Source organism: Methanothrix soehngenii GP6, assembly GCF_000204415.1.
Lineage (GTDB): Archaea > Halobacteriota > Methanosarcinia > Methanotrichales > Methanotrichaceae > Methanothrix > Methanothrix soehngenii.
Genome location: NC_015416.1, coordinates 1,380,638 through 1,406,656 on the forward strand (window position 1 = coordinate 1,380,638; position 26,019 = coordinate 1,406,656).

The following is a 26,019-nucleotide window of genomic DNA, read 5'->3' on the forward strand; positions in this document are numbered from 1 at the left end:
TCCTTTAGCTTCCTACTACCATCATTTTAACCTTCAATGTGGGGGTGACTATGGAGCCTATGGACCGGCGGTCAATGCCCACCTCAATCGTCTTCAGGATCTCAAATATGTTCCCCGCGAGCATCAAGGATCTGATCGGCTGGGCCTCTCCACCCGGGGAGATTCGAAAAGCATTGCGCGCCTCGACTGAGAAGTCGCCAGATATGGGGTTGGCGGTATGAGCGCCGATGAGGCCATGGACCAGGTAGCCCTCTGTCTCCGCCTGGAGGTCATAGGCTGAGGGTGAGTCAATGATCAGATTTCTCGATCCCACCCGAGGGAGATCGGAGTAGCCCGAACGCACCGAGTTTCCTGTGGAGCGGACGCCGTCCTTCCCTGCAGTATAGTTATCGTAGAGAAATCCCTTCAGGATCCCACGCTCGACCAGGACCGTCCTCTGGGAGGGCACTCCCTCCCCATCGAAGGCGGAAGAGTCTATGCCCCCGGGAAGAAGGCCGTCGTCTACGATCATGAGATCCTCGGAGGCTATCATCTCCCCCAGCCGACCCCGAAGAGAGGAACGCCCCTTCTGAATGCTATCCGCCTCTAGTGAGGTCAGGAATGCACCCTCTAAGAGCTCCGCTACCGCCAGCGGCCTGAGCAGCACATCGAACCTTCCGCCCTCCCCTGTAGCTCCACCCAACGAGGCACGGGCCATCTCCCCTGCCAAGCGGCCCACTGACTTCATCGATAGCTCTAAGTGGCGGGAATTGAAAAACTCGCTGCCTGTGGCCACGTCCTCCCTCCGGGCTATGGCCTCCATTGAGGCCTGCATGAGGGTCGAAGTCTCCACCAGCTCTATCCCCTGAGAATTGAGCACAAATCCTGTGCCTGAGACACAGGCCACACCGCCGGAGACCGGCTCTGCACCATCGACCTCATTGCAGCCCGCCAAGAGGCTATGGGCGATGTCGATGCACTCCTCGGGACTGATCTTATCCAGCCGCCGGTCATAGATCCCCTCGGGCTCTGTTACCCTCTCCGGCTGAGGGAGAGCGATCCAGGTGTCATCCCTGCCCCGTGCCCTGGCCGATCGAACAGCGCTCATGGCTACGAACTTCAGCTGAGCCATGTCGCTGCTGCTGGAGAATCCGACAGCACCATCCACTACCGCGCGCAATCCCAGACCGCAGTGGTAGCTCTCGCTCGCCATCTCCACGTATTCCCTGCGGAGGTCGACATCAACCGAGCGTCCCACCATACCATAGACCTCAGCCTCTGCTGCCCCTTCTTTTAAGGCCAGGGATAGTAGCCGGTGGGCGGATTCAATGAGGCTATCCGATGTACCTGAGATCCTCATCCCCACCCGCTTCGAAGGGAGACTGGGCCCGCTCCATCTCCTGGAGCTTGCCTATGATCTTCTCCATCTCCTTCGCCCTCTCCTCAAGAGCATGCATTCCCACCTCTATGCCCAGGATCCCGGACAGAACGCGCAGGACCTCTGATGCTGCCTTTGGATCGACCAGATAGCCACTGGTAACACCCATCAGACAGATCACATCCAAACCACGAAGGGCTCCCAGGCCCAGCAAGAGGCCGGAGACGCCTATAATGCCCCCACCGGGCTCGTTCTCCTGGAAGAGAACCCCCTGCGTTTTCATCTCCTCCACCAGCTCGATGCTGGTGGCCGCGCCCATCACCGAGGACTTATCCACGAACTGGCCGGTACCATAGCCGCCCAAAGCATAGATTCGCCGAACCTTGTAGCTCTCGGCGATGTCCAGAAATATGCTGGTCAGCTCGTAATGGCCCTCATTGGTGGCACTCTGATAGTCGCCGATGATGATCAATAGATCGGGCTCCCCATTCTGCCCCCGTCGCGCATAGATCTCATTTTTCACCTGCTTGATGGTTCCATCCTCCTTCACCATCACCTGGGGAGGAAAATGGGGAGAGTAGATCTCAATGATCTTCTCGGCATGCAGCTCCTCTACCATGTGATCTGCCACCAGTTTTCCCACGTGGCCTACCCCAGGCAGCCCCTCAATCATAATGGGATCGGTGAGATCTACATCTTTTATGCGAAAAACCAGGGTCTCTTTCATTCTGCCTCCAGGGCTAGGGCTCTCCTGTATCTGCCATAAGGATCATCAGGGGAGAACCTCGCTGGTTTGGTTGGCGCGGCACGGCCGCCACAGGCTGGACATATCTCCTTCAGGGTGTATCGAGCGCAGGACTCGCACCGCAGGATCTTGGATCTCATGCCTCTCTGTGGAAAGCGCCCTCTCCGCCGTGTTGTTCTATGTAGCTTACTATGGCCTGAGCGGCCTTTTTGAGAACAGACTCTGCATGCTTATAGTCCGGAGCAGTTACATGAATGCGGTATCGCGGTGCTCCGATATACGAAACTGAGAGGGTAGCATCCTTGTCCTTGGTCCTTCTGGCCTGTTTTAAAGCCTTGCGGATAACCTCTACACCATCCGGAGCGGGAGAGGTGATATCCACATAGCCGCTGATGTCAACCGACGGTATCTTGACATTATCTCGAGATAGGCTCTCTAAGATCTTGACATCCTCTTCGGTGAGATCGGCTTCGTTCAGAGCTTCAGCGCCACTGATCGCCGCCTCCTCCATGGCCAGATAGAGGCTGTCGTAGGCGGCCATGAGAGAATCAGCCACCCTCTTGGCATCCTCGGGCCGGTCTTTATAGGCCATCTCCAGCCATTTCCAGGCTTTTTGGTCCGCCTTCCACTCCTGGATCTTCTCCCGCCTCTGATGCTCATTCACATCCTTGAGAGATAGATCGATGTGATGGCGGGAGGTATCTACATTCAGTACCTTACAAACTATCTTCTGCCCTTCTCGCACATGGTCGCGAATGTACTTGATCCATCCGCTGGCTACCTCGGAGATATGAATCAGGCCCTGCTTGCCTGCATACTCGTCTATGGAGACGAAAGCACCGAAGTCCACCACCTGAGTGACGGTGCAGACCACAAGAGATCCGGGCTCTGGCCAGCCCTCACGTTGCATTAGAAATCACTCGAGCACTTCTACTACGGTAGTTTTGATCAATGCCTTGCCCCCAGTGGGCTCAGCCAATGTGCGCCCGCATACCAGGCATTTCACCACAGTTGAGGCATGGGCGAAGATCACCTGCTCATTCTCGCAGTCGTTGCATTTTACCTTGACGAACTTGCTGGGCATATCTAGCTCTCCACCAGATCGAACTTGCCCGCCTTGAATCCAGGGCGGTTGTGGGCCTTCTTGCACTCACCACAGCGATATCTCAGGTTAAGTCTCTTCGTGGGCTTGTCTCCGCCTGGAACCTTGGAGAACTTGCCCTGATTCCCTATTCCATTGGCTCTGAGCTTCTGCCTGGTAATGCGGGTCAAGGTTGAAGCCCGGCCTTTTCTCACCCTTTCCACCGTTTGTGCGGTGTGCTTCTTGCAGAACGGACAGTAAGCGTTAAGCTTCTTTGGCATCTTCACTTCTTATCATCTCTGGATCTTCACTTCTGAAGCTAAATTTTTGTTGCGCAGATTTCTGGCATGGACGGCAGGGAGGACGACCACGTCGTCCCTGGCGAGAAGGTAATTCTTCCCGTCAACTCCCGCAAACATAGGAACATCATCCAGCAACCGCACGACTTCGTATTCCCGCAATATATCTTTTTTGCCCGTTAAAGGCCTTTCGGTGGGAGTCATATGGGAGAGGATGGACTCCCGGCCGAGGGCAATGGTCGAGAGCATCTGCCGGTAGATCTCCGTCTCCTCTGCAGTCATGCCGGAGAAGACCTCCTCCCGAGAAGCTGATCTCGCATTGCGGAGCGCCCGGCGGACGATCTTCTTTATCCTCTGGTCGATGAGCTTGTTCAGACTGCTTCTCTCACTCTTGAGGGTATCCTGCAGGATTTGAGCCTCAACGCTGAAGGGATCTATGATTTGAGAGAGCTCCTGGCCCATGCCGGTCAGATAAGTGCCAACCTGCTGATAGAAATCCTCATCCAACGGCTGAAGCTCCGCGGACTTGCGCTCTTCCCGGAGCGCATTGGCCAGATCCATTTCACCACCTCATCATCAAATTTATGCGGACTGATCTTAAGTGGCTGGATAGTATAATAGCTTTTCATCGTTCTAGTGTCTTGTCCTAGCCTCTGCCACCCCTCTGGCCATGAGGAATACGGCCACGCAACTTGGCAGTTCCTCGGTGCCCTCCTTCAGGCTGTAGCTGTTCCCCTTCATCTGAGTGCTGAAGGGCTTTGAGATCTCTAGAAAAACCGGTTCATCCCCGAAGACCACCGCATCCTCCAGGGGGTTGAACTCCTCCAGGCCGCTAATCGATAAGGGAGTCACCCTCAGCCCCGAGCCGCCGTGCAGGCTCCCAGGGCATCGAATCAGCCGACGGACATCAGCGGTCACCGGCTCGTCGGTCTCCCCCCGTTCCTGGTTCAGGTTCAGTCCCACTACCACTCCTTCGCTGTCCAGGCATTCCTTCAAGAGAAGCTTCCAGATGCCTGCACTGCCCCGAAAGAGGTCCAGGTTCCCCCGGCGGATCTCCTCTATCACCCCCTCACCCTCTAGGCTGCGGTAGAAGCTGGAGGCTTTCTTGGGGCCGATGCCTCGGACCCTGGTGAGGACGGCTACCGCTCCGGGCTCGTCGAGGGTGCGCAGCCCTTCCACAAAGGAGATGATCGAGCGGTTGATCCTCCCCCCCCAGCCAGGCGAATCCCGAGCAGGAGCTATAAGACGCCTGCCCCCCTCCCGCCCCCATCCTTCAACCGGAGCCTCGTGAATGAATCGGTCCAAAACCAAGCCCCTGCCTGATAAGTAGTCTACCACCTCCCGGCGCTCATCCCCCCCGAAGCTATAGATCCGCGGGTCCCGGACATGGATGTGATATCCCCGGCCGCCGGAGAAGACGACGCTAATTTTACTTTCCGCAAAACCGAAATCGGATAGCAAAAAGGAGAGGAGCTTTAGGGTCTCCCTCTTGACCTGCTCCAGCATCCCGGCATAGCTACTGGCTGCACCGCGCAGGTGATCGGCATCCAAATCGAATATTAGGTCCGCTCCCTGCCATATCTTCTCTTTCATCGTCGGCGCACCGGGCCGCTGGTAATAGGCGGCGGAATGATAGACATGGCGAGGAATCATGGAGCGCACATAGTCCACCAGCTCCCCCCGGCTGAAGAAGGACTTGTGCCGGCGCATGCCTGAGTCATCGAAGAAGAGAAAACCCCATTCCCTGGACTGGAGGCCTGGAGGGGCATCCAGGGTGGCCTGGATATAATACTCCCGGAACTTCGATATGAGGAAGTTCATGGTCAGGGGGTTTATGCCATCACCTCAATACACCTCGGGCCGGCGGTCGGAAAAGCAGGGGATCTCACCTCGTACCTGGTCCCTCTCGGATAGATCGACCTCGCCGAATATGATCTCTTCGCCGCTCTCCGCCTCTGCCAGCACAGTGCCCCGGGCGCTGATGATCATGGAGCCGCCTCCTTCTGCCCAGTTGCAGGCCAGGTGAGGGATCTGGTTCTCTATCGCCCGGGCTAGGCTTAGCGCCCGCCACTGCTCCTCCCGCTGCGCGGGAAACTGGGCCACGGTCACCAGGAAGTCAGCATCCTGCAGGGCAAGGGAGCGGGCCACCTCGGGAAAGCGCAGGTCGTAGCAGATCTCCAGCCCCACCCGGCCCCACCTGGTGGCTATGGGGGAGATCGAATCCCCCCCATCGAAGTGCTTCTTCTCCTCGCCGAAGGGATGGATTTTGGGGCGCAGCTTCAGGCCGGTGCGGTCCAGGCAGAAGCCGAGGTTTGACCGGCCGCCGCGCACCGAGCCGATGATCAGGCAGTCAGAATCTTTTGCCAGAGCACGGAAGGGATCGAGCTCCTCAAATGCGCGGGTCCCTCTTTCCCAGAAGCGATCTATGGGCTCATAGCAAAATCCGGATAGGAAGAGCTCCGGATAGACCAGTATCTCTGCACCCATCTCAAGAGCGGAGCTGGCCAAATAGAGGGCTTGAGAAAGGTTTTTCAGATCCTGGCAGGGCAGGACGGTCTGCTGAAGGAGAGCAGCACGCATGCTGAAAAAGAGGCAAGTTCGTATATATTAAGATGAACATAAGCTAGGCCTGGATGCCCAAGAGCTATAGGCGCTGGATATATGAGATCCTGGAAGAGGAGAACCATGCAAACGGCTGGCCGAATCGGGTCAACCTCGCACTCATGCTTTTAGTGGTTCTCAATGTCGTAGCGGTGATCATGGAGACGGTGCAATGGCTCTACTCCGCCTACGGACCCATTTTTGAAGCATTCAATGTATTTTCCATAGGAATATTCACCATCGAGTATATCCTGCGCATCTGGAGCTGCATTGAAGATCCAATATACCGCGCTCCTCAGGGCAACAGACTGCGCTTTGCGATAACTCCCCTGGCTATGGTGGACCTTATAGCTGTGCTTCCCTTCTATCTTCCATTCGTCATCGCCGATCTGAGGTTCGTTCGAGCCATGCGCCTCTTCCGTCTCTTCCGGATTTTGAAGCTGGCCCATTACTCGCGCGCCCTGCAGACATTCGATGACGTCCTCCGGCTGAAGAAGGAGGAGCTCGGCCTTATGCTCTTCACCATAATCGTTCTGCTTATCACATCCGCCGGCTTGATGTACGAGGCGGAGCATGACGCCCAGCCCGAGGCCTTCGCCTCCATTCCTGATGCCATGTGGTGGGGCATTGTGACACTAGCCACTGTAGGGTATGGAGATATCTATCCAATCACTCCCTGGGGCAGGCTGATCGGCTCGGTGGTGGTCATCCTGGGAATTGGCCTGTTTGCCCTGCCAGCAGGGCTATTGGCCATGGGATTTGTCCAGGTGCAGGCCCAGAGAAAGGAAGCAGAACATTCGCCGGGATTGGTCTGCCCTTACTGCGGCCGCCAGATAGAAGGACGCAGCCGAGACCCGGAGGAGGATGGAAGGATTCTGGAGTGGCGAATGCGGTGACCTTGGTCTTTGGCCTCAGGGGCATCATTTTTGCAGCAGAACAGGCTCCTTTATGCTCGAAGATATCAGATGAAAGCCTTTTGCCCCTGGGGGATTCGTCCGACAAATTGATCTTCTCATAATTGCCATAAGATTCCTCGGTCCAGCCGTTCGGATGGTTGGATGCAATGAGGAGAGGGCCGGGAGCGGCAAAAGGTAAAGGAAGAGATTGTAAGGAAAAGCCGCCCCTGGCCACAAACCAGTAGCGGTGCTATTATGCTTATTAATTCTATCGGTTGAAGGGAGAGAGTGCAATTCCCCCCAGATCTCTGGTCATTGGATTTATCTTGATCAAGATGCCACACTAATGGTATGTACCAGTTCGTCCTCACCCCGGCGGCAGGAAAAAGGCTGATTGCTAAAGCATTGGCCTCCCACCCTGCCATTTTAGAAGCGATGCGTTCCCATACCATAGTCATCATCGCCGGCACTACCAACGGCTACGTTGCAGAGGAGATTTTAAAGGCACTGGGCCAGGAGAAGGGCTTCTCTAAGAATCGGTTCTTCCGCGGGGTCACCCTCCTGCCGGGAAGGACCACAATTGAAGGCAGGCTGGCCGACCAGAGCCATTTTCCTGGAGACGTGGTGATAGAGGAGGGGATCTGGATGAAGGGCGCTACCATATTCGATGTCTCCGCCAGACTGAAGGAGGGGGATGTCATCCTCAAGGGGGCCAATGCTCTGGATCTCGTCCGCCATCAGGCAGGAGTTTTAATCGGCCATCCCCAGGGGGGCACGGCAATCGCCGCCCTGCAGGCGGCAGTGGGCCGCAGGGTGAGTCTGATCCTTCCCGTGGGGCTGGAAAAACGTATACCAGGAGATCTGATCGATCTGGCGGCGCGATTGAACGCCCCCGGCAGCAATGGCCACAGGCTTCTGCCCCTGCCAGGTGAGGTCTTCACCGAGATCGAGGCCATAAGGCTGTTATCTGGAGCCAAAGCGGAGATCCTGGCCGCAGGCGGGGTAGGAGGGGCAGAGGGAGCGGTCTGGCTGGCAGTGCAGGGCAGCCCCGAGGAGCTGAAAGCCTGTCAGAGGCAGATGGAAGCGATCAGTGGGGAGGAGAATTTCAAGATCTAAATCCAGCTTCAATCGCTAAAATCTATTTTTTGCTCTGCGGGCATGAGAACAGACATAGCCCGGATTATTCATCGCAGATAGCTATAAATGCCTGATTTGATTCGTATAAGATAATAAGAAGCAAATGTTTGGTATAATTAAATGAACCTCAGGAGGAATTTCATGAATAGACCAATATGTATCGCCTCAACACTGCTGATCGCCTTGACCGCATCAATGGCTGGCATAGCGATCGGCTCCGATTTCACCCTGAATATCTTCGGCAATGCCAATATGGACGACAGAATAGACCAAACAGATATCGACTACATCCAGGAGATCATCAATGGCTCAAAGGAGGCCACCATGCTATCCGATGTTAACCTGGATGGCACTGTGGATTTGTCCGACCTTCAGCTGGCAGAGGAGCTCATAGAAGACAGAGCGGAGAGGATCAGCCTGATCGATGGCAACAAGCAGAACCTGACCCTGGAGCTGCCCCTGGAGCGTATCCTGACCCTTAACATGCGCCATGCCATTGCATTGGCCGTGCTGGGCGGGGAGGAGAAGGCGGTAGGAGTGGACAATACCGTAGGAGAGAGAGTGGAGCTCTTTCCCAGGCTGAGCCAGCTTCCCGCTGTGGGCACCACAAGCGAGCCGGATATCGAGAGCATAATCTCATTGCAGCCCGATCTGGTGGTCACCTTTACCAATGCTCCATCGACCGATGCGCTTGAGGACAAGCTGCCAGAAGGAATGGCGGTGCTCAGATTCGACCTATCCCGATCATCCAGCTTAAGAGAGGAGATGGCAGTCCTGGGATTCCTGCTGGACGATCCCGATTCAACCCAAAGATATCTGGATTGGTATGATCGCTACATCGGAGAGATTCAGGATAAGGCAGCAAGAATAGAGGACGAAGACAGGGCGAGGGTCCTAATGGAGAGGGAGAGGAGCGCCGATACCGGTCCTACTGCCCGATGGGCCTATGCCAGCGGCACCGGCTTTACCGATCTGGTGGATTTGGCAGGCGGCATAAACATCGCCAGCGGCTATATGGAAGGCAACAAAGATCTGGAGACGGAGTTCGTCATCGATAAGGATCCTCAGGTCATCATCGGCCTCTCCTATAAGGGCGGCTACAAGTCAAGCGACCCCGAATCGATGAAGGCCTACTACGATGAGATCATGAAAACCGAGGGATTCGGAAATATATCCGCAGTGAGGGATGGACGGGTCCATATCATCTCCGGAGACTTCTCCATCGGCCCCCAGCTGGTGGTGGGTGCATTGACCGTGGCCAAGTGGCTCTACCCGGAGCAGTTCCAGGATGTCGATCCGGTCCAGGTCCATAGAGAGTTCCTCAGCGATCTGATGAAACTGGACTACGATCCGACTGAAAATGGAGCCTTCGTCTATCCAGAATGAGATGAGAGGGAAGCAAAAGCTCAGAAAGAGCACTGTTCGACTCTGCGGCCAGAGATATGACCGCAATCTTGTCTGCAGAGAGAGCAGGATGAACGATCTCATCGGCCCTATATGTCTGGACGCCTGGAGAGAGTCAATTTCGGGCCGGAAGAACGCTCAGGGGGCGGGAGAATTAGCAGCCCTTTTGCCTCCCGCCCTCTGCCCGGGGAGCGTTCATCCAACAAATTTCAGTGCGGCACTAAAAAATCGGGCTGATATTTGACGCGCCAAAGCTCACCCAACCACAAATATGCTTCAATCTTTTGGTCCACATCCATAATCTATCCATAATAGCCACATGACCGCAAATCCAGTCATCCTGACAATGAAAATAATGAGAAGAGGGCCGAGAGCGGCGAAAGGTAAAGGAGGAAGATTGTTAGGAAAAGCCGCCCCTGGCCACGGAACTGTAGCGAAGATATTAATACTAATTAATTCTTTCGCTCAGTTCACGCTTATGCTGCCGCCTCTCATCTAGCAGCCAGCAGGCACTCAAGAGTGCTCTGCGGTCCAGACGATGCCGATAAACCTAAAAGCCAACCCATCTAACTGTACTTTTATGAAACGCATCGGCATTGCCGACACCACCTTCGCCCGGGTCGATATGGCCCGGGCGGCAGTGAGCACCATCAAGAAGGAGGCATCAGTCCAGATCGTCCGCTACACCGTCCCCGGAATCAAAGACCTGCCTGTGGCAGCCAAAAGGCTGCTGGAGGAAGATGATTGCGATATCGTCATCGCTTTAGGGATGCCCGGCCCCGCAGATAAGGACAAGATGTGCGCCCATGAGGCATCCAGCGGCCTGATCATGGCCCAGCTCATGACCAACAAGCATATCCTGGAGGTATTCGTGCATGAGGATGAGGCCAAGGACGAGAAGACGCTCGCCTGGTTGGCGGAGAAGAGGACGGCAGAGCACGCCTTGAACGCTCTCAGTCTGGTGTTTCATCCCCAGACACTCACTCGCCTGGCAGGAACTGGACAGCGGCAGGGCTACGAGGACGCTGGCCCCATCGAGGGCGGCTCGGCTGGCTACCCGGGACATTGAGCGGCCCCTCGCCACTTGGCATGGGTGAACTTGAATTGGAAATTCTCTGTATCTTTTCGCCTTCGTGGTGAAACGCTATGCTCTGACCCAACCGCAGAGACACAGAGAAACAGAGGCTATAATCTCTGCTGGGCCCACCCACTTAATTCAGCGAAAAGCCAAAAAAAAAACATGATCCTCAGGCAGGGATCATGCCCAAAAGATGAAAAACCAGGCGGATCATAGGCAAGCCTGATTGGGGAAAGACTTGTTTCAATGCCCTGTGGGCCGCAGCGCTGACTGCAGATCCTCTATCTTTACAGGCTTGCTGAGATAGCCGTCCATGCCTGCTTCCAGACATCTCTCCCTATCTCCATTTAAAGCATGAGCAGTGAGTGCGATGATCCTGGGGCGCTTCATCTTGGGGAAACGCGCCAAAATCCTCCTGGTTGCCTCAAAGCCGTCCATGTCGGGCATCTGTATATCCATCAGAACAACGTCGTAGGCCTGCCTATCCAGGGCCGCCAGGACGTCGAAACCATTGGAAGCAAGATCTGCCTGGTAGCCGATCTTGCGCAACATCTGCAGCAAAACCATCTGGTTGACGGCGTTATCCTCGGCAAGAAGTATGCTCAAAGGTAGGGCCTGTTGAAAATGTCCCTCGATTGGAGGCTTTATATCAGGTTTTAAGTCCTTGACCTCATGTTGCACCGGCTGCATGCATGGCAGTTTGACTTTTATTGTAAATGTGAATGTGCTGCCCACTCCTGGATTGCTTTTAGCCCAGATCCTTCCCCCCATCATCCCCACAAGGCGCTTTGAGATGGCAAGTCCCAGGCCCGTGCCACCATATCTTCGAGTTATTGATGAATCGATCTGACTGAACGGCATGAACAGGCGGTCCAGCTTATCCTGGGGCATGCCAATGCCAGTATCCAACACATCGAAGCGAAGCTCAAATCCTTCCGGAATGGCATTTCCTCTAACTGAGACCTCTACAAATCCTTTATCTGTGAACTTGACGGCATTGCTCAATAGGTTTGCTAGCACTTGGCGGAGCCGGCTGGCATCGCCCACCAGCATCGTCGGCAATTGGTCGTCCAGGACAACTTTTAGCACCAGCCCCTTTTCCGCCACTCTTGTCACCATCAGGTCCATTGTAGACTCTATGCATCTGCGCAGATCGAAGGGGCTATGTTCAAGCTCCATCATGCCTCCGTCGATCTTGGAGAAGTCCAGTATGTCGTTTATGACGCTGAGCAATGAATCACTGCTGTTCCTGACGATCTCCAAGTAATTCCTTTGTTCAGGAGTCAGATCGGTATCAAGGAGAAGCCCTGTCAGGCCTATGACGGCGTTTAAAGGGGTTCTTATCTCATGGCTCATGTTGGCCAAAAACTCGCTTTTGGCTTTGGCAGCAGCCTCAGCCTCTTCTTTGGCCTTCCAGAGCATCTCATCAGACCTTTTGCGCTCTGTCACGTCCCGTACCAGTGCCAGGAAATCCCCCCCTTCGCAGAGGTTAATGCGCGCCTCAAAATGTTTTATCTCACCATTTGCCGGCAGCTGATATTCGAAGACCTGCATTTTTCCGCTTTGCCTTGCCATCTCGATATTATTCATCGTTAACTCTACCAGATCCTGCGGCATTATACTGTGTATATTCTTCCCCATGAACAGCTCCGCAGGGGCGTAAAGGATTGAAGAATTGGGGGTTCTATAATCAAGGAAGTTGCCCTCTTTGTCGAGGAGAAAGATGGAATCGGGAATTGAATCGAGGAGCAACCTGTTCTCGGCTTCGCTCTTCTTGAGTTCGTCCTCAAACCTTTTGCGCTCTGTTAAGTCTGTGACTGCGACAATGGATCCAAAAAATTTGCCATCCTGCCAGCGCGGCGTGCCGGTTACCTGAACGGGGAACACACATCCATCGGACCGTATCAGTCTGGCCTCGTAGGAAGATGTCTCTCCCGCCTGCCGCCTTGACCTTGCCTGGATCAGGATAGGGCGGTCATGGGGGTGGATGAGCTCATCCATGGATCTGCCAATAAGCTCTTTTGGCATCCTGCCTACCATGCGGGCAAAGGCAGGATTTACGTATTCAAAGCGCCATCCTTCACTGCTTACCACTATTCCCTGCCCTACAGTTGCCATGACCTGGTGGGCAAAGTCCTTGTCTATTTCAGGATCTGTTTGCTGGTCACAGTTATCGCCGGCCGTTGATACTTTATCTCTGTCCAAGGTTGCCATCTGTCGCACCATCAGTGCTTGCTGAGCGTTGAAAGGTCGATACGGAGTATGGCATATAATAACTATTCGATAGAGCTGCAAGGGCTCTGCAGCTTGTGAGTTTTTTCTCGGAAAAGGTATGGTTGAGCCCACCCAGGATGATCAGCTGCGCTGATCGAACAGGTGAAGGCTCGATTCGGATGGCGCAATCGTCCTATTGTGAGCCCTCAGGCCGAGAGGGACTGGTTTTCCGGCAGAACAACGCTTGCCTCATCCTGGGGCAGAGCATCATCGGACACCGTTGCGGGGAGCGCCTCGATGACCGCAGTCTCGTTCAGTCCGTCCTGATCCAATAAAGAGACTGCAACCGCCTCGCTCTCAGGATAAGATGACATATTGAAGAGCTGAGCAGCGCTGGCCTCGGGCGGCAGAACGATATTTACGCTCTCATTGAATCCATCGAAGACCACGGAAGTGGTGGAGCTCATGCGAACCGCCATGTTCTCCTCCTCTGATGGCTGCAATCCCAGTGACTGGGGAGTCATATAAAGGGTCTCAAACACATCCGCCCTCTTTAAGAGCTGACTCTCTTTGGATATCCAGTAATGGACCTCCATGGTCATATTACGCAGGATATCGGAGAAATTCAGGGGGATGAATGGCACAATGGAAGCCACCTCCTGGGAAAGGGGATCAGCATAAGAGGCAATGTCAATCTCTGCTCGCACCTTATAGCAGTCCTCGTCCCCCACCATCTCCGAGCCGACTAAAGTGAGCCGGGACTGATTGAGCATATCGATCTGCTGGTCCAGGGAATTCTGTTGGGACCATGCATCACCCAATCCGGATAGCTCCATAGCGGTCCAGTTGCCATCCATCTTCATATAAATGGTGTCGTTTTGCAGATACTCTTCCAGGGCTGATGCCGTGGAGTTGCCTTCATCACCGGGAATAAAAGTCAGAGTGGCCATGACGAGCTTTAGGGCCTGATCGGTCACATTTACCAGGCCAAAGCCGATGGACCGGGTTTGAACCTGCTGAGACTGGCCAGAAGAGAGGTTCTCAAGCGTCATATCCTGCTCCATCTCCATGGAGAAGGTGTAGGATTTCAGGTCGTCCGATGATGCGACCACCAGCTCCCTCAAAATGGTTGATACCGGATCATCCAGGGAGCGGTCAGTTGACTGGCATAAAGCGCAAGAGCTTGAAAGCAGCAGGGCCATTGCCAGAATCATTAGATATCTCATATGGATGATTATGGGGGTGCAGGATAAATCCGTTTTGCTCTATTCGATCTTCTTGAACATGCTTCCTTTGACCCCGCAGACCGGACACTTGTCGGGAGCCTTGTGATCCACAGTCATGCCGCATACCGGGCAGACGTAATAGGGGAATGGCTCCTTCTGGATATCCAGCCCCTCGAGCATATCATGATATAGCCAGGCATGATGCTCTTCCACCGCATTGGCATAGTTAAACGACCTCTCAGCATCCCGGGCGCCCTCCTCCTTTGCTATAGCTATCATCTCTGGATACATATCCTTGAACTCATGCGTCTCTCCGGCGATCGCCTCACGCAAATTCTCTTTGGTGGTCTTGATGGCCTTTAGGGCGCGCAGGTGGTTGGCTGCGTGCACCGCTTCCGCCTCGGCAGCGGCCCGAAAGAGCCTGGCGGCCTGAGCGTAGCCCTCCTTATCCGCCTGAGCGGCAAATATGCTGTACTTCCTGTTCGCTCCAGATTCGCCGGCAAACGCCTCCCTCAAGAAATCCTCTGTTCGGGTCATATCCTTTCACTCCTGTGCATGATTCTGTCGATATTTGATTCGGTTTTTTTAGTGAGATAAAGCTTTTGAAAATTGCTGGCTTGGAATCCAGCCACTGATTTCCGGGCCTTCAGATCTGTCCCGCACCGCTTACTCCTCCAAACTGAGGTCCTCGGGGTAAAGATCGACCTCATGCAAGAGACCGTTACCTGCCAGATCATAGTATCCGGTGATCCTGAGTATGTCCAGACGGGATATCTCATAAGCTCCACCCCTTCTCTCCAGTGGAGGATTGACCTGGACCTCCTGCAATGTTATCCCCGCCTCACCCTCATTGTAGCGGTCGAATATCTGCCCCCAGGGGACGAGATGGGCAGTTCTGCTCTTCCCCACCCCATAACGCAGCTCCACCGCCAGTATGCCCTGACGGCCAGAACGGGTGATGAAATCCGTCTCCCTCTCTATCTGATGGCCGCCGGAGGCCTCGCTGAAGTGCTGTTTGAAATAAAGCGACCGGGTCTTGCGGGCATCAAGGCTTTTGCATTCGATTGCCAGGTAGTACTCGGCAATTTTAGAGTCCACCAGGATATCGGCCAGCTGGGTGGCAAACCGCGACTGTCGGAGCCGGTAGGCTATGGCTTTAATGCCTTCCCTCTCGAAGAAGGAGTTTAGAGAATTGACCATTGCCCACTCAAAGTCACCCATCAGCAAAGATATTTCAAAGCCCTTATTAAAGTATCTTTTCCCGTGTAACTCACTTTCGCCCTTCCCTCATTGCTACACTTTATAGCCTTTGGACAGTAACACTTCCTGTTGCTCTCTGTGAGGATTCATATGGTTGTGGGAAGGACTCTGTGGGACTTTGCATTTGAGGTCATTCGCACGCCGGGATTCGGCTTATTTCTCATAGCTTTGCTAATATTTATTGAGTTAATATTGATAATCATATTGTTAATGGCATACTCAGGATTGATCGAGATAGAGTTCAGCTACAGCGAACTGGGCTTGGCGATCCACCATCTCACCAGTCATCTGGCGAAGAGGGTTATCTTGATATGTTGAAAAGTGGATTAACAACACATGGACGGAGGGGTGGACAGATCTTGCCGCATACGGCATCATCAGAGCTGAAGAGCAATGGGCTGGGCAGGTTTATACGCGCCCGCTCCATCTCCGATGCCTGGCATCGAGGTCTGAACCTCATCTGGAGACAGGGTGAAGAGATCTCGGATGAGAGAGGGACCAAGATACGAGAGCTTCTATCCTTGCAGGTAGTGGTGGAGAATCCATATCAAGAGATGATTCCGGAGGAGTACTCCTGGAATGAGGAGCGGCTGGAGGAGTATGCCCATCAACTGCTCTGCGGCGACAATCCCGGATTTGAGTATACTTATGGCGAGAGGCTGCGCGCCTGGCGCCTGCCAGGCACCCCACCCCTGGATCAGATCGATATGGCCATTCAACGGCTGAAGGAATCTCCTGCCACCCGCCGGGCCACGTCAGTGACCTGGATCCCCCCGGTGGATGGGGAGAGGAATGAAGTCCCCTGCATGATCGTTGATGATTTCAAATTACGCGGCGGCAGGCTGCACCTGGCCATCTTCTTTCGCAGCCATGACTTCGCCGGGGCCTATCCCGCCAACCTCTACGGTCTGGCCAGGCTGCTGGAATATGCAGCACGAGAAGTGGGTGCCCAGCCGGGCTCCATCTCCACCACCAGCTCCTCTGCCCACATCTATGAGCACGACTGGGACTGGATCGAGGAGATGCTCCTGGGAAGAGGCGAGGCATAGACCGGTCGAGCGAAAGGCATATCTGCATTTATCGAATACTCATTACGCTTATGGTCGATAGCCTTCTGATGATCAAGGCAGAGGAGATCCACAAAAGGATAGAAGAGGGCAAGCCGGTTGAGTATGAGAATGTCATCATCTACGGTGACCTGGACCTGCACAATCTGGACCTACCTTTGAACAGAAACAAGCGGAAGATCGTAGAATCGATAATCAAGATAGAGTACTCTGTGATCAAGGGAAATGTGTTCTTCGACCACTCCGCCTTTCAGGGGCTGGTGGATTTTGACGGCACCGTATTCTCTCAGGCGGCCAACTTCTCTGACTCCTTCTTCCAGGAAGACGCCGGTTTCTCCCAGGCCCAGTTTCACGGGGAAGCCAACTTCTCCCGCGCTCATTTCACTACCGAGGCCAACTTCTCCCGAGCCAGGTTCAACGATGGTGACTTCGGCCGGGCGAAATTCCATCGCAGCTTTCACCTCTCCAATGCCAGGGTGTACACCCTGCGGCTCTCCGACGCCATCTTCGAAGAGGACGCCAGCATCCACCTAAAGGACCTGAACTACAACCGCATTGTGGTCCGCTGGAACACCATCCGCGAACATCTGCCCTACAACGGCTCAGTCTATCTCACCCTGATAAAGAACTTCAGAAACTTGGAGCAGTTCGAGGACGAGGACGACTGTTACTATCAGTATCGAAAGGAGAAGCATGCCCGGACCACGAAGGCATTTCCCAGAATCATCGACCGCCTGGCCTGGCTCTCCTGCGGCTATGGAGTCCGTCCATCCCACACCGTGATCCTCAGCCTGTCTCTGATCATCCTCTTCACAGCGATCTTCTGGGGAGCACACGCCCTGCAACCTTCTGCTTCTGCAAGCCCCGGTAGCAGCATATCGATAAACGATGCCTTCTACTTCAGCAGCATGTGGTTTCTTGGCCGGGCCCCCCAGAACATCAGCATCATTGAGGGCTTCGAGTTCCTGACCGTTTTTGAGACCCTGGCCGGATGGCTGCTAATGGCCCTCTTCCTGGTGACCATGAGCAAGGTGATGCTCCGGTGAGGGGATCCTCCCCCGCTCAATCCGCCCTCTGGCGGCCGATATTTAATGCCTGAAGGGCGGCCCGGAGTTCATCGATCTGCACAGGCTTGGAGATATAGCCATCCATGCCGGCGTCCAGACATCTCTTCCGATCCCCCTCCAGAGCATAAGCGGTCATTGCCAGGATTCGGGGGCGATCAACTAGATCCATATCCAATATAGCCCTTGTCGCCTCCAGGCCATCCATCTTAGGCATCTGCACATCCATTAAAACCACATCATAATGCTTATGGCTCAGAGCCTGAACCGCCTCTTCCCCGTTGGAGACCACATCTGCCTTGTATCCCAGCTTATTGAGCATGAGGAGAGCAACTTTCATGTTGACCGGATTATCCTCAGCCAGCAGAATTTTCAAATCCCGGTGATCAACCTCCTGATAGCCGGGTTTTATCGCGCTTATCCTCTTGCCCGCCAGGATTCGATTGGATGCATCATCCCCGGATGATTCCTCAACCTTTATTTGGAAATGGAATGTGGAGCCGCTCCCCATCTCGCTCTCCACCCATATCCTTCCCCCCATCTGCTCCACCAGCATGCGACTGATGGCCAGGCCCAGGCCAGTGCCACCGTATTTTCTGCTGGTGGAGGCATCTACCTGGCTGAAGGAGTGAAACAGCTTTTTCATGTCGCTTTTGGAGATGCCGATGCCGGTATCGGTCACTGAGAAGTGTAGCATTCCTGGTTCGTCACCCATCTTCACCTCAAGGGATACCATGCCCCTTTCTGTGAACTTGACCGCATTGCCCAGGAGATTGACCAGGATCTGCTGCAGCCGGACTGAGTCTCCAACTACGGTCTGAGGGACGAGATCATCCAGATAGAACCCCATCTCCAGACCCTTCTCAGCCGCCTTTGCCGCCACCATGTTGATAGATCTATCAATGCACTTGCGCAGGGAGAAGGGCTCGAGCTCCAGCTTCATCTTTCCCTCGTTGATCTTGGAGAAGTCGAGGATATCATTGATGATGCTCAGCAAGGCATCGCCGCTGCTGTGAATGGTCTGCACGTAATCGCGCTGCTCAGGCGACAGATTGGTTTCCAGCAGCAAGCCGGCAAGACCGATAACAGAGTTCATGGGAGTGCGTATCTCATGGCTCATGTAGGCCAAAAATTCCCCCATCGAGCGGGATGCTGCATCCGCTGCCTGCTGAGCCTGAAGAAGCTTCTTTTCCGTCTCCTTATGCTCTAACATCTCCTCGTTGAGGGCCCTGTTGATCCTCAAAAGCCAGGCAGTCCTCTCTGATACCCTCATCTCCAGCTCTTCCTGGGTCCTTTTCCGCACATCCTCTGCCAGCTTCCTCTCAGTGATATCATGGATGAAGCCCTCAAGGGCGAGAAGCTTTCCAGAGGCGTCAAAGATCCCCTGACCATGTTCCCAGACCCATTTCGTTTCTGAGCCTGCATTAATCCGGTAGGTGAGACGGAACGGAGTTCCCTTTTCCGTTTCCTGCTGGATTTCACTCCAGACGCGATCCCGGTCATCAGGATGGATCAGATCGGCATACGAAATTGCGCTATTATGAAGAAGCTCGGGTGATGGGCGGCCGGTCAGCTCCAGGCATCCATCGCTTACAAACTCCATGGTCCTTTGGCGATCGTTCCTGCAGCGATAAGCCATCCCAGGCAGATTGCTCATAAGGGTGGTGAGCATTCTCTTGCTCTCCCTCAGGGCCACCTCAGTCCGCCGGCGCAGCAAAGCATTTCCTATGCTTTCCGCTGCCGCCTGTAGAATTGCTACCTCGTTCTCCGTCCACCGCCGCTCAAAATGGCAGTCATCAATGGAGATGACGGCGCAAAAACGCCTCTCGATGAATACAGGCAGAAGGAGAAAGGAGATGATACCGTTATCCTCCAGGAGCTTCCGTCCCGGATCGATGACCTTGGATGTTATGCCCTGAATGGGATTGCCGCGGGAGAGAGCATCCTGCCATCCGATGAATTGGTCCCAGGAGATCCTTCCCCGGAATGGCTCTGCAGGCTCCCTAAGCCACTGGATCGACTCCTCAAATACGGACTCGGTGCCCGTCCATTCAGCGCTCTCCAGGATCGTAATCCGATCAGAGCCTATTGAAATCCCCAGAATTCCCAGAGCTTTCTTGATAGCATCAGGATCGGTGGCAAGAAGATGATTTGTGGTGGCGGTGGCCACCCTCCTGAGCAGCAGGTCCCGCTGGCGCAGCTCCTCCTCGGTCCTGCGCTTCTGAATGAGCTTGTGCATGCCGCTCATGAGCAATGTGAGCTGGCGCACATCGGCATCATTATATTCCTCCTCCTTATTGCCGACTGCAGCTACGATGGCGATCTTTCCCTTATCCATGATGGGAACGCTGATATATCGCAGGACCCAAGCCTCATCCGGCGAGAGGTGAGATTTGCCGCAATAAATGGAATTGTCATTGACGATCACCGCTCGACGCCTTTTCAGGGACTCGCCCCAGAGGCAGGGCTCACCCAGATGATATGCCATCTTGCTCCGATCCGCGCCATCCTCAGGCAGGGGATCTTTGGACCAGTGGCTCATGAAAATGATGCCCTCGCTTTCATCCATAAAGGTGAGATAGCCAAATCTCGAGCCAGTGAGCTTTGCACCCGCTTGAATAGCATAGTCGGCAAGCTCCTTGAGGAAGGCTTCATCCATCGGATTAAGCTGGAGCAATGCCCCCAGCCCCGACTCATCTAAAAGCAGTGCCTCTTCAGCCCTCATGCTATCGGATAAATGGCAGAAGTTGGCCAGGAAATAGACTGAACCTCCAGAGTACGCCGCGATCCTGGTGCAGATCATCTCTGCAGTATAATATTGTCCGTCAGTCCCCTGTATGGGCAGCTCTCCCTGCCAATTCCCTTGGGATAGAAGGACAGGAATGATCACCTCTCGCAGCTTGCTTTTGCCATCCTCATTGGTGAAATCGAATATTGACCAGCCCATCACAGGAGAGGCATCATCATATCCACAGCTTTGAAGGAGGAGGGGATTTACATACTCGATCCTGCCCTCGAAATCAAATAAAACGATCGCTGTTGGAGAGCTTTCCACCGACTGCACCATTCTTTGCAGCTGGATCTGGGCTATCCTTCGCTCGGTTACATCCTTGATGCAGCCTGCCACACCCAGAGTCCTTCCGTCTTCGTCTTGCCAGGGATAGTAGACGTAATCAAGATATTGCTCCATCCCATCCTTCGAGATATGGACCTCGCCCCGGGCGGGATTCCCAGTCTCTATCACCCTCTCTTTGATCCTCCTTTGCCGATCTGCCTCCGCTGGCGAAAAAATGTCCTCATCCGTCTTTCCCAGGGCCAGCAAGCCATCCATTCCAGGAGGCCTCTCAAATGAAAGCCAGGTGTAGCGAAGACCTCGATCCTGCAAAAAGAGGCAGCAAGGATTATCTGAAATCAGATCATCTAGGAGGGTATTGCCAAGATTACTGCTATTTGGCTCACATAAACGGGCAGAGATCCTATCCAGATCGCTCTTAAAGAGGGCGATCCGCGACTGATCATCACCCTCGCCATTCGTGCAACTATCTATGCGCCACTGCATCTGACCGATCATCTCTTCAAGATCCCAATGCCCAAAGCTCCTCTCCAATTAAAATCCATTATATTTCAGCTCTTCAGTTCATTAACATATCAACTCCTTAATCAATGTATTGAATGCACCTTATAACGTATTCAAAATCGATGAAGCCCTCTGGTCTAAGCTTCGAGCTAATCATAGTAGAAAAATGTTTATTTCATTCCATTTAAAAAAATTCATACCCTCAGAAGGACGTCTCTAGCAGCTGGATCAAATCCTCGGTATTGTGCCTTGATATCAGATCCAACAACTTATCGTTCTGCCGATAAAAATGCCTAATTTCCTCAATCCTCTGCATGACCGATGGGTCTGGACTCTCCCAGGCCCTCAGATCTGCCTCCGTTCGGTCAAGTGCATTCAGTATGCATTGCAGATTCTGGCGGATGTTGGCTATCATATCTCCCCTCAATGAATCGGCATCTGTGACGGGAATATAGTGATATCTCTTATCGCCCGGTATGACCACCCTCTTGACCAGGCCTATCCTCTCTAAGATGCCCATATTGGTGCTAACCGTGGACTTGCTGTAGCCAGTCTCCTCCACCAGCTGGTCCATGGACAGGGGAACACCCGTCAGAAAGAGTGTGCCCTGCAAAACCCCAACTGCATCACAGCAGCCGCGGTTATTGGCCCCTTTGACACAGGCATCTATCATATGCCTCTTCAAGACGGCTCTTGCCTCTTGCTCCATCAATATAGAGAAGACCACAACTTTTATCTATCTTTCGCATGTTTCGATTGGTCGATAATATCCGAACTTTTGCCATGCTGGCTCGGGAAGATCCCGGGCTATGGCAGTTCAAAGAGGAAACGAGGCATATGCAATGAACGGCTCAGAACAGCTCGGCCGGTGGATCTCAGACAATCCCATTATTATCATCTTTGCCACACTGCTCATCACCCTCAGCGCCGTCCACTATGCCCAACAGATCGAGATGCAAGGGCTGACCACCGAAAGCATGGTGGGCAAGGACTCCGCCCTTTATCAGGTCTATGACCATCTCTATGTGCAGAACTTTGGAACCGCATCCATCGCCGTATTGATCGAGGCGGATGATGTGGCAAAGCCAGAGGTCCTCCGGTCGATGCTCACCTTCTCCGATAAGATGAAAGAGGCTCCGGATGTCCTCTCCGTCACCAGCATAGCCGATATAGTGGCCGATACAGAGAAAGAGAGCAGCGGAATAAGAGCCATTCCCGATCAGGAGAGGATAGATGAGATCCTGTCCGCGGACGATCTCATATTGGCGGCTATATTGCCCGATCGCAGCCATACCATGCTCTCCATAGAGCTGCCGGTCTCCCTCACGGAAAGCGAGCAAGGGGAGCTGTACCAGGAGACAAAAGGCCAGCTGCTGTTGGCCAGCTTTCCTGCTGACACCAGGCTGACGGTCACCGGCGATCCTGCCCTGATGAATTCGATAACTGCAGAGATGGCCGAGAGCAACGGTCCCATTCTTCTCCTGGCAGCTTTTCTGATGATCGTGGCATTGCTGATCACCTTCAACCAGGTGAAGTGGTCCCTACTTCCTATACCAATCGTCTTCCTGGGAGTTGGCTGGACCTTCGGTGCCATGGGCCTCTTGCATATACCATTCACCATGGTGTCGATGTCCGCATTTCCAGTCCTGATAGGCATAGGCATCGACTATGCCATCCAGTTCCAAAACCGGATAAATGAGGAGTTCACTCGCACCGGCCAGCCGCAAAAAGCGGTGGTAGAAACGGTCAAACACGTCACCAAACCGGTGATCATCGCCCTGATCATAACCTCCATTGGCTTTATCTCTCTGCTCACATCCTCCATCCCCATGATCAGGGACTTCGGATTGCTCTGCTTGATCGGACTGATCCTCTGCTTCCTCTCTGCCCTCTTCGTGGGGGTGACCATCCTCTACATTGCCGTGGGAAAGCGCTTGAACCACCAGCCAATAGATAAGCATTCGACCCAAGATACGAATGCAGGCGACCGGGGAGAAGGCAGCCGGAGGGAAGAGGAGACGATCTTTGAGAGGATGCTGGATGGAATCTCAGGCTTTTGCATTGAGAGGTGGCAGCTCGTTTTGGCTTTAGCCCTACTTCTTTCCCTGGCCGGCATATATTCAGATACCCAGGTCCCCGTGGACACCGACTTCAAGAACTATGTGCCCCAGGATCTGCCTCCTCTGATAGATTACTGGCATATGAGCGAGACCTTCGGGGGCACTGACAGCATCCAGCTGCTGGTGCAGGCCGATGATGTCACCGATCCGCGGGTGCTGGAGTGGATGGAGGAGTTCTCCATCTATCTGAAAGGCTCCAGAGATCAGATATTGGGATATACGAGCATTGCCAGCCTGACAAAAGAGGCAAACCAGGGAACTCTCCCCACGGATAGGACAATCATCCGCACGCTAATCGAGGCCCTTCCTGCCAATTGGCGGGATATATACCTGGATGGACACAACACCGCCATAATCGACCTCAATGTAGGCCAGACCATAACCAACCTGGGCACCGAGGGCTCAGACCGGCTGATGAAAGAGATCGATAAAGACATCGCCTGGAATCCTCCTCCCGCAGGGGTCTCGGTGAGAATGACTGGAGACGCAGTGGTGATGACCACGGTCATAACCGCCCTGACCAAAGGAAGAACAGAGATGACTCTCTTCGGACTCTTGCTGATATTCATTGTGCTCTTGGCGATTTACCGGGATCTGATAAAGGCCTTGCTTCCTGTGCTTCCCATGCTGGTGGTGATAGGCTGGATGGGTGGTGTGATGTACATATCAGGCATGAAATACACCCCTCTTACTGCGTGCCTGGGAGCCCTGATCCTGGGAGTAGGATCAGAGTACGCCATCCTGATGATGGAGCGGTTCTATGAAGAGCTGGAGAAGATCGGCGAACCTAGAAAGGCCCTCTCCACAGCCACCAGGGCCATAGGCTCGGCATTGATCGCCTCAGGGCTTACCACCATATTCGGATTTGCCGCCTTGATATCATCCCCATTTCTGATCACCAATAACTTCGGCATGGTGACCGTTCTGGCCATAGTCTTCGCCCTGGCCACCACCTTCACCGTATTTGTGGTGCTGATCTACCGCATGGAATTGAGAAGAGAGCTAGTGAAGAATGCAATTGCCGGAATATTCAAAGCCTTCCGGCTCATCCGTCCAGAGGAGAGCTGAAATGATTCCCATCATTTCGAGATTCTATATTGCCGGTCAGGATCATAATCATCTGCTGCGGATGTCATAACCGAATATCATAATAAGTCAAGATTGCTATATATAAGTAGCAAGATACCCAAGATCCACTGTTAATATGCAGGTCGACATTAAATGACTAAATAGAATTAGGGCGATTTGGGGAGAAAACATCTCTGAAAGTCCGGCATAAGGGCAACCCGCAAAGCGAAAGGCTGCCGGATGTTTTCCGGCTGTTCGGCCTCGATCGTATCAAATTTTGCAGCTTATATGAGCTTCACCCTCAGGTCATGGCCATGAGCTCAAGCTTCATCCGGTCAGATTCACCAGTCCCAGATGAGGATTCTACCTTTTGCGTATCCTCATCGGAGACATAGGACAAATAGAGCTTACGCCTCTTGCCCTGGCTCATCTTGACGTGCTTGGGATCAAGCTCCAAAGCGCGCTTCATCACGCTTATGACCGTTGTCTTATTCAGACCTAGCATGTCCACCAGCTCGCTGGTGGTGTATCTGCCCGGCTTCTCCGCCATGATATCGATCAGAGATCGGGCATGATTATCCAGGGCCTTACCATCGCCTGCGCCTGACTCCACTGCAGCAGAAGGCCGGGCCTGCCTGGTGCGAAACTGGCTCTTCAGGTCGGATACCTCTTTGGATAAGCGGTCAACCTGATCGATCAGCCTGCCCAAAAGCTCGACATCGCTCTTCTTAGAGTCCATGTCCTGGGACATCTTGTCGATAGCGGAGACGAGCATTATCATAGCCTGTGCTTCTCGACGATCTCTTTCAATCTCTTCGGCCTTTGTTTTGTATAGCTCTAAAAGCTCTTCGAACATTTATTGGCTACTCCTAGTATCTTCTAGTTCAATCTCATTTCGAAGCGAATTAAAAGGTTGCCGGACAGAGGGTCAACTGTCAAGGTATATAATACTTTTCTTGTAGTTCGCCTTGTCGGGAAGGAGTAGATTCGTTCTGGCCGATAGATCCAGATTCTTTAATGACTCGGGGAAGGTCACGGATGCTCTTGATGATGACACTAGCGGAATCCAGCAACCTGGGAGAGGGGCGAGTGTGCTGCTCCACCGTCAAAACTCCCAGGTCTGCCGCCTTCAAGGCATAGATATCATTCAAGCCATCGCCAACCATGACCACATGGCCATACCTTTCCTTGAGCTCTGCTACAATCTCCTTCTTCCGCCAGGGGTTGGCTACTGGATTCATTCGCGATGGATCTATGCCCAGATCGTCCAGGCTGTTCAGGCTCCTTCTGCTATCTCCTGAGGCTAGATAAACATCTGCGCCCATAGCCTTTAAATCAAGCAGTACCCTCTCCAATCCAGGAAATGGAATGCCACCAGTGCTGATTGCATAGGCGATCTCTCCATGATCATGGTCAACGATGAATCCTGCAGTGCGATAGTTCCCCGGGCATTTCGCTTTCACTATTGCACAGGCCTCCTGCAGCTCGCGCATCTTGACCGGAGAGCTCTTCAGAATCCTCAAGACCTCATCTGGGGAGATCTGAGAGGATGAGCAGCTGATCTTGATGCAATCCTCGCGACCCAAGACCAGCACTCTGATGGGATGGTCGGGATTGCAGGATATTATCATATCCGGATCGATCTGAGGCACTACCAGTGCCCGGCCACTCTTCTCCATGATAAGCTCCCAGGTGACGACCTTCTCCAGGATAATATCTCCTGGTATGTCCTTGGCCACGCGATACATCCTCATAATGGTCCCTGCTACATCCATGACCACAGCGAGATCCCCTGACATCAGCCATGAGTTTGGGCAAAGGAATG

The 26,019-nt window shown here is 53.7% G+C and carries 26 protein-coding genes; 9 read left to right on the forward strand and 17 right to left on the reverse strand.

Annotated features, from left to right (window positions below):
• Positions 1 to 4: 4 nt before the first annotated feature.
• From MCON_RS06920 to MCON_RS06960, 9 genes are all read right to left on the reverse strand, one after another.
• Positions 5 to 1,339, reverse strand: coding sequence for a TldD/PmbA family protein (locus MCON_RS06920; RefSeq protein ID WP_013719291.1), 1,335 nt, complete (start codon positions 1,337 to 1,339; stop codon positions 5 to 7).
• On the reverse strand, positions 1,314 to 2,084 hold the full coding sequence (locus MCON_RS06925) for a proteasome assembly chaperone family protein (RefSeq protein WP_013719292.1): 771 nt from the start codon (positions 2,082 to 2,084) through the stop codon (positions 1,314 to 1,316). The genes MCON_RS06920 and MCON_RS06925 overlap by 26 nt, the downstream gene beginning before the upstream one ends.
• A complete protein-coding gene (locus MCON_RS06930; protein ID WP_048132069.1) occupies positions 2,081 to 2,242 on the reverse strand; it encodes an RNA-protein complex protein Nop10 in 162 nt (53 codons plus the stop codon). Before MCON_RS06930 ends, MCON_RS06925 begins: the two co-directional genes overlap by 4 nt.
• The gene (locus MCON_RS06935) at positions 2,239 to 3,012 is read right to left on the reverse strand and encodes a translation initiation factor IF-2 subunit alpha (protein ID WP_013719293.1); all 774 of its coding nucleotides are present in this window, start codon (positions 3,010 to 3,012) and stop codon (positions 2,239 to 2,241) included. The genes MCON_RS06930 and MCON_RS06935 overlap by 4 nt, the downstream gene beginning before the upstream one ends.
• A gap of 6 nt (positions 3,013 to 3,018) precedes the next feature.
• Positions 3,019 to 3,186, reverse strand: a complete 168-nt coding sequence (locus tag MCON_RS06940) for a 30S ribosomal protein S27e (RefSeq protein WP_013719294.1) — start codon at positions 3,184 to 3,186, stop codon at positions 3,019 to 3,021.
• Between the two features lie 2 nt (positions 3,187 to 3,188).
• A complete protein-coding gene (locus MCON_RS06945; protein ID WP_013719295.1) occupies positions 3,189 to 3,470 on the reverse strand; it encodes a 50S ribosomal protein L44e in 282 nt (93 codons plus the stop codon).
• A gap of 6 nt (positions 3,471 to 3,476) precedes the next feature.
• Complete coding sequence (locus MCON_RS06950) at positions 3,477 to 4,043, reverse strand: hypothetical protein (protein WP_013719296.1); 567 nt, start codon at positions 4,041 to 4,043, stop codon at positions 3,477 to 3,479.
• A 72-nt stretch (positions 4,044 to 4,115) separates the two neighbouring features.
• Complete coding sequence (locus MCON_RS06955; protein ID WP_013719297.1) at positions 4,116 to 5,303, reverse strand: DNA primase small subunit domain-containing protein; 1,188 nt, start codon at positions 5,301 to 5,303, stop codon at positions 4,116 to 4,118.
• Between the two features lie 24 nt (positions 5,304 to 5,327).
• Positions 5,328 to 6,062 (reverse strand): nitrilase-related carbon-nitrogen hydrolase, encoded by a 735-nt coding sequence (locus MCON_RS06960; RefSeq protein ID WP_013719298.1) that lies wholly within the window; start codon positions 6,060 to 6,062, stop codon positions 5,328 to 5,330.
• A gap of 53 nt (positions 6,063 to 6,115) precedes the next feature.
• Between MCON_RS06960 and MCON_RS06965 the strand changes: the two genes are divergently transcribed.
• The 5 genes from MCON_RS06965 to ribC all read left to right on the forward strand — a co-directional run bounded on the left by MCON_RS06965 (position 6,116) and on the right by ribC (position 10,589).
• Positions 6,116 to 6,979 carry an ion transporter gene (locus tag MCON_RS06965; RefSeq protein ID WP_013719299.1) on the forward strand — a complete coding sequence of 288 codons (864 nt, stop codon included), beginning with the start codon at positions 6,116 to 6,118 and terminating at the stop codon, positions 6,977 to 6,979.
• A 351-nt stretch (positions 6,980 to 7,330) separates the two neighbouring features.
• Positions 7,331 to 8,095: a hypothetical protein gene (locus MCON_RS06970; protein ID WP_013719300.1), complete on the forward strand. Its 765-nt coding sequence runs from the start codon at positions 7,331 to 7,333 to the stop codon at positions 8,093 to 8,095.
• Between the two features lie 162 nt (positions 8,096 to 8,257).
• Complete coding sequence (locus MCON_RS06975) at positions 8,258 to 9,502, forward strand: ABC transporter substrate-binding protein (RefSeq protein ID WP_013719301.1); 1,245 nt, start codon at positions 8,258 to 8,260, stop codon at positions 9,500 to 9,502.
• A 1-nt stretch (position 9,503) separates the two neighbouring features.
• Positions 9,504 to 9,764, forward strand: a complete 261-nt coding sequence (locus tag MCON_RS06980) for a hypothetical protein (RefSeq protein WP_013719302.1) — start codon at positions 9,504 to 9,506, stop codon at positions 9,762 to 9,764.
• Positions 9,765 to 10,100: 336 nt separating this feature from the next.
• Positions 10,101 to 10,589, forward strand: a complete 489-nt coding sequence (ribC, locus tag MCON_RS06990) for a riboflavin synthase (RefSeq protein WP_013719303.1) — start codon at positions 10,101 to 10,103, stop codon at positions 10,587 to 10,589.
• 252 nt (positions 10,590 to 10,841) lie between these two features.
• Here the strand turns inward: ribC and MCON_RS06995 are convergent, their stop codons facing one another.
• The 4 genes from MCON_RS06995 to MCON_RS07010 all read right to left on the reverse strand — a co-directional run bounded on the left by MCON_RS06995 (position 10,842) and on the right by MCON_RS07010 (position 15,259).
• Positions 10,842 to 12,812: an ATP-binding protein gene (locus tag MCON_RS06995; protein WP_013719304.1), complete on the reverse strand. Its 1,971-nt coding sequence runs from the start codon at positions 12,810 to 12,812 to the stop codon at positions 10,842 to 10,844.
• A 206-nt stretch (positions 12,813 to 13,018) separates the two neighbouring features.
• Positions 13,019 to 14,038, reverse strand: a complete 1,020-nt coding sequence (locus MCON_RS07000) for a DUF6612 family protein (RefSeq protein ID WP_157863715.1) — start codon at positions 14,036 to 14,038, stop codon at positions 13,019 to 13,021.
• A 39-nt stretch (positions 14,039 to 14,077) separates the two neighbouring features.
• Positions 14,078 to 14,575 carry a rubrerythrin family protein gene (locus MCON_RS07005; RefSeq protein ID WP_013719306.1) on the reverse strand — a complete coding sequence of 166 codons (498 nt, stop codon included), beginning with the start codon at positions 14,573 to 14,575 and terminating at the stop codon, positions 14,078 to 14,080.
• Positions 14,576 to 14,704: 129 nt separating this feature from the next.
• On the reverse strand, positions 14,705 to 15,259 hold the full coding sequence (locus MCON_RS07010) for a hypothetical protein (protein ID WP_193373740.1): 555 nt from the start codon (positions 15,257 to 15,259) through the stop codon (positions 14,705 to 14,707).
• 129 nt (positions 15,260 to 15,388) lie between these two features.
• Here MCON_RS07010 and MCON_RS07015 point away from each other — a divergent pair, with 129 nt between their 5' ends.
• From MCON_RS07015 to MCON_RS07025, 3 genes are read left to right on the forward strand one after another with little or no spacing between them, the layout of a single operon-like run.
• Positions 15,389 to 15,616 carry a hypothetical protein gene (locus MCON_RS07015; RefSeq protein WP_048132075.1) on the forward strand — a complete coding sequence of 76 codons (228 nt, stop codon included), beginning with the start codon at positions 15,389 to 15,391 and terminating at the stop codon, positions 15,614 to 15,616.
• Complete coding sequence (locus MCON_RS07020) at positions 15,610 to 16,347, forward strand: thymidylate synthase (RefSeq protein ID WP_013719308.1); 738 nt, start codon at positions 15,610 to 15,612, stop codon at positions 16,345 to 16,347. The genes MCON_RS07015 and MCON_RS07020 overlap by 7 nt, the downstream gene beginning before the upstream one ends.
• Before the next feature lie 50 nt (positions 16,348 to 16,397).
• Positions 16,398 to 17,411: a pentapeptide repeat-containing protein gene (locus MCON_RS07025; RefSeq protein ID WP_013719309.1), complete on the forward strand. Its 1,014-nt coding sequence runs from the start codon at positions 16,398 to 16,400 to the stop codon at positions 17,409 to 17,411.
• Positions 17,412 to 17,427: 16 nt separating this feature from the next.
• Here the strand turns inward: MCON_RS07025 and MCON_RS15155 are convergent, their stop codons facing one another.
• Positions 17,428 to 21,000, reverse strand: coding sequence for an ATP-binding protein (locus MCON_RS15155; RefSeq protein ID WP_324322217.1), 3,573 nt, complete (start codon positions 20,998 to 21,000; stop codon positions 17,428 to 17,430).
• Between the two features lie 208 nt (positions 21,001 to 21,208).
• Positions 21,209 to 21,715, reverse strand: coding sequence for a GbsR/MarR family transcriptional regulator (locus MCON_RS07035; RefSeq protein ID WP_048132077.1), 507 nt, complete (start codon positions 21,713 to 21,715; stop codon positions 21,209 to 21,211).
• Positions 21,716 to 21,815: 100 nt separating this feature from the next.
• On the opposite strand from MCON_RS07035, the gene MCON_RS07040 reads away from it, so the two are divergent.
• The gene (locus MCON_RS07040; RefSeq protein ID WP_013719312.1) at positions 21,816 to 24,194 is read left to right on the forward strand and encodes an efflux RND transporter permease subunit; all 2,379 of its coding nucleotides are present in this window, start codon (positions 21,816 to 21,818) and stop codon (positions 24,192 to 24,194) included.
• Positions 24,195 to 24,495: 301 nt separating this feature from the next.
• Here the strand turns inward: MCON_RS07040 and MCON_RS07045 are convergent, their stop codons facing one another.
• Together MCON_RS07045 and MCON_RS07050 are read right to left on the reverse strand one after the other, a co-directional pair.
• The gene (locus MCON_RS07045) at positions 24,496 to 25,050 is read right to left on the reverse strand and encodes a hypothetical protein (RefSeq protein ID WP_013719313.1); all 555 of its coding nucleotides are present in this window, start codon (positions 25,048 to 25,050) and stop codon (positions 24,496 to 24,498) included.
• Between the two features lie 79 nt (positions 25,051 to 25,129).
• Positions 25,130 to 25,993, reverse strand: a complete 864-nt coding sequence (locus MCON_RS07050) for an HAD family hydrolase (protein WP_013719314.1) — start codon at positions 25,991 to 25,993, stop codon at positions 25,130 to 25,132.
• Positions 25,994 to 26,019: the final 26 nt, after the last annotated feature.

What these genes read in the sequence shown, in the direction of transcription:
- MCON_RS06920 (WP_013719291.1), bottom strand. Translation starts at nt 1,339, where the DNA reads ATGAGGATCTCAGGTACATCGGATAGCCTCATTGAATCCGCCCACCGG.
- MCON_RS06925 (WP_013719292.1), bottom strand. Translation starts at nt 2,084, where the DNA reads ATGAAAGAGACCCTGGTTTTTCGCATAAAAGATGTAGATCTCACCGAT.
- MCON_RS06930 (WP_048132069.1), bottom strand. Translation starts at nt 2,242, where the DNA reads ATGAGATCCAAGATCCTGCGGTGCGAGTCCTGCGCTCGATACACCCTG.
- MCON_RS06935 (WP_013719293.1), bottom strand. Translation starts at nt 3,012, where the DNA reads ATGCAACGTGAGGGCTGGCCAGAGCCCGGATCTCTTGTGGTCTGCACC.
- MCON_RS06940 (WP_013719294.1), bottom strand. Translation starts at nt 3,186, where the DNA reads ATGCCCAGCAAGTTCGTCAAGGTAAAATGCAACGACTGCGAGAATGAG.
- MCON_RS06950 (WP_013719296.1), bottom strand. Translation starts at nt 4,043, where the DNA reads ATGGATCTGGCCAATGCGCTCCGGGAAGAGCGCAAGTCCGCGGAGCTT.
- MCON_RS06955 (WP_013719297.1), bottom strand. Translation starts at nt 5,303, where the DNA reads ATGAACTTCCTCATATCGAAGTTCCGGGAGTATTATATCCAGGCCACC.
- MCON_RS06960 (WP_013719298.1), bottom strand. Translation starts at nt 6,062, where the DNA reads ATGCGTGCTGCTCTCCTTCAGCAGACCGTCCTGCCCTGCCAGGATCTG.
- MCON_RS06965 (WP_013719299.1), top strand. Translation starts at nt 6,116, where the DNA reads ATGCCCAAGAGCTATAGGCGCTGGATATATGAGATCCTGGAAGAGGAG.
- MCON_RS06970 (WP_013719300.1), top strand. Translation starts at nt 7,331, where the DNA reads ATGTACCAGTTCGTCCTCACCCCGGCGGCAGGAAAAAGGCTGATTGCT.
- MCON_RS06975 (WP_013719301.1), top strand. Translation starts at nt 8,258, where the DNA reads ATGAATAGACCAATATGTATCGCCTCAACACTGCTGATCGCCTTGACC.
- MCON_RS06980 (WP_013719302.1), top strand. Translation starts at nt 9,504, where the DNA reads ATGAGAGGGAAGCAAAAGCTCAGAAAGAGCACTGTTCGACTCTGCGGC.
- ribC (WP_013719303.1), top strand. Translation starts at nt 10,101, where the DNA reads ATGAAACGCATCGGCATTGCCGACACCACCTTCGCCCGGGTCGATATG.
- MCON_RS06995 (WP_013719304.1), bottom strand. Translation starts at nt 12,812, where the DNA reads ATGGCAACCTTGGACAGAGATAAAGTATCAACGGCCGGCGATAACTGT.
- MCON_RS07000 (WP_157863715.1), bottom strand. Translation starts at nt 14,038, where the DNA reads ATGAGATATCTAATGATTCTGGCAATGGCCCTGCTGCTTTCAAGCTCT.
- MCON_RS07005 (WP_013719306.1), bottom strand. Translation starts at nt 14,575, where the DNA reads ATGACCCGAACAGAGGATTTCTTGAGGGAGGCGTTTGCCGGCGAATCT.
- MCON_RS07010 (WP_193373740.1), bottom strand. Translation starts at nt 15,259, where the DNA reads ATGGGTGACTTTGAGTGGGCAATGGTCAATTCTCTAAACTCCTTCTTC.
- MCON_RS07015 (WP_048132075.1), top strand. Translation starts at nt 15,389, where the DNA reads ATGGTTGTGGGAAGGACTCTGTGGGACTTTGCATTTGAGGTCATTCGC.
- MCON_RS07020 (WP_013719308.1), top strand. Translation starts at nt 15,610, where the DNA reads ATGTTGAAAAGTGGATTAACAACACATGGACGGAGGGGTGGACAGATC.
- MCON_RS07025 (WP_013719309.1), top strand. Translation starts at nt 16,398, where the DNA reads ATGGTCGATAGCCTTCTGATGATCAAGGCAGAGGAGATCCACAAAAGG.
- MCON_RS15155 (WP_324322217.1), bottom strand. Translation starts at nt 21,000, where the DNA reads ATGATCGGTCAGATGCAGTGGCGCATAGATAGTTGCACGAATGGCGAG.
- MCON_RS07035 (WP_048132077.1), bottom strand. Translation starts at nt 21,715, where the DNA reads ATGGAGCAAGAGGCAAGAGCCGTCTTGAAGAGGCATATGATAGATGCC.
- MCON_RS07040 (WP_013719312.1), top strand. Translation starts at nt 21,816, where the DNA reads ATGGCAGTTCAAAGAGGAAACGAGGCATATGCAATGAACGGCTCAGAA.
- MCON_RS07045 (WP_013719313.1), bottom strand. Translation starts at nt 25,050, where the DNA reads ATGTTCGAAGAGCTTTTAGAGCTATACAAAACAAAGGCCGAAGAGATT.
- MCON_RS07050 (WP_013719314.1), bottom strand. Translation starts at nt 25,993, where the DNA reads ATGTCAGGGGATCTCGCTGTGGTCATGGATGTAGCAGGGACCATTATG.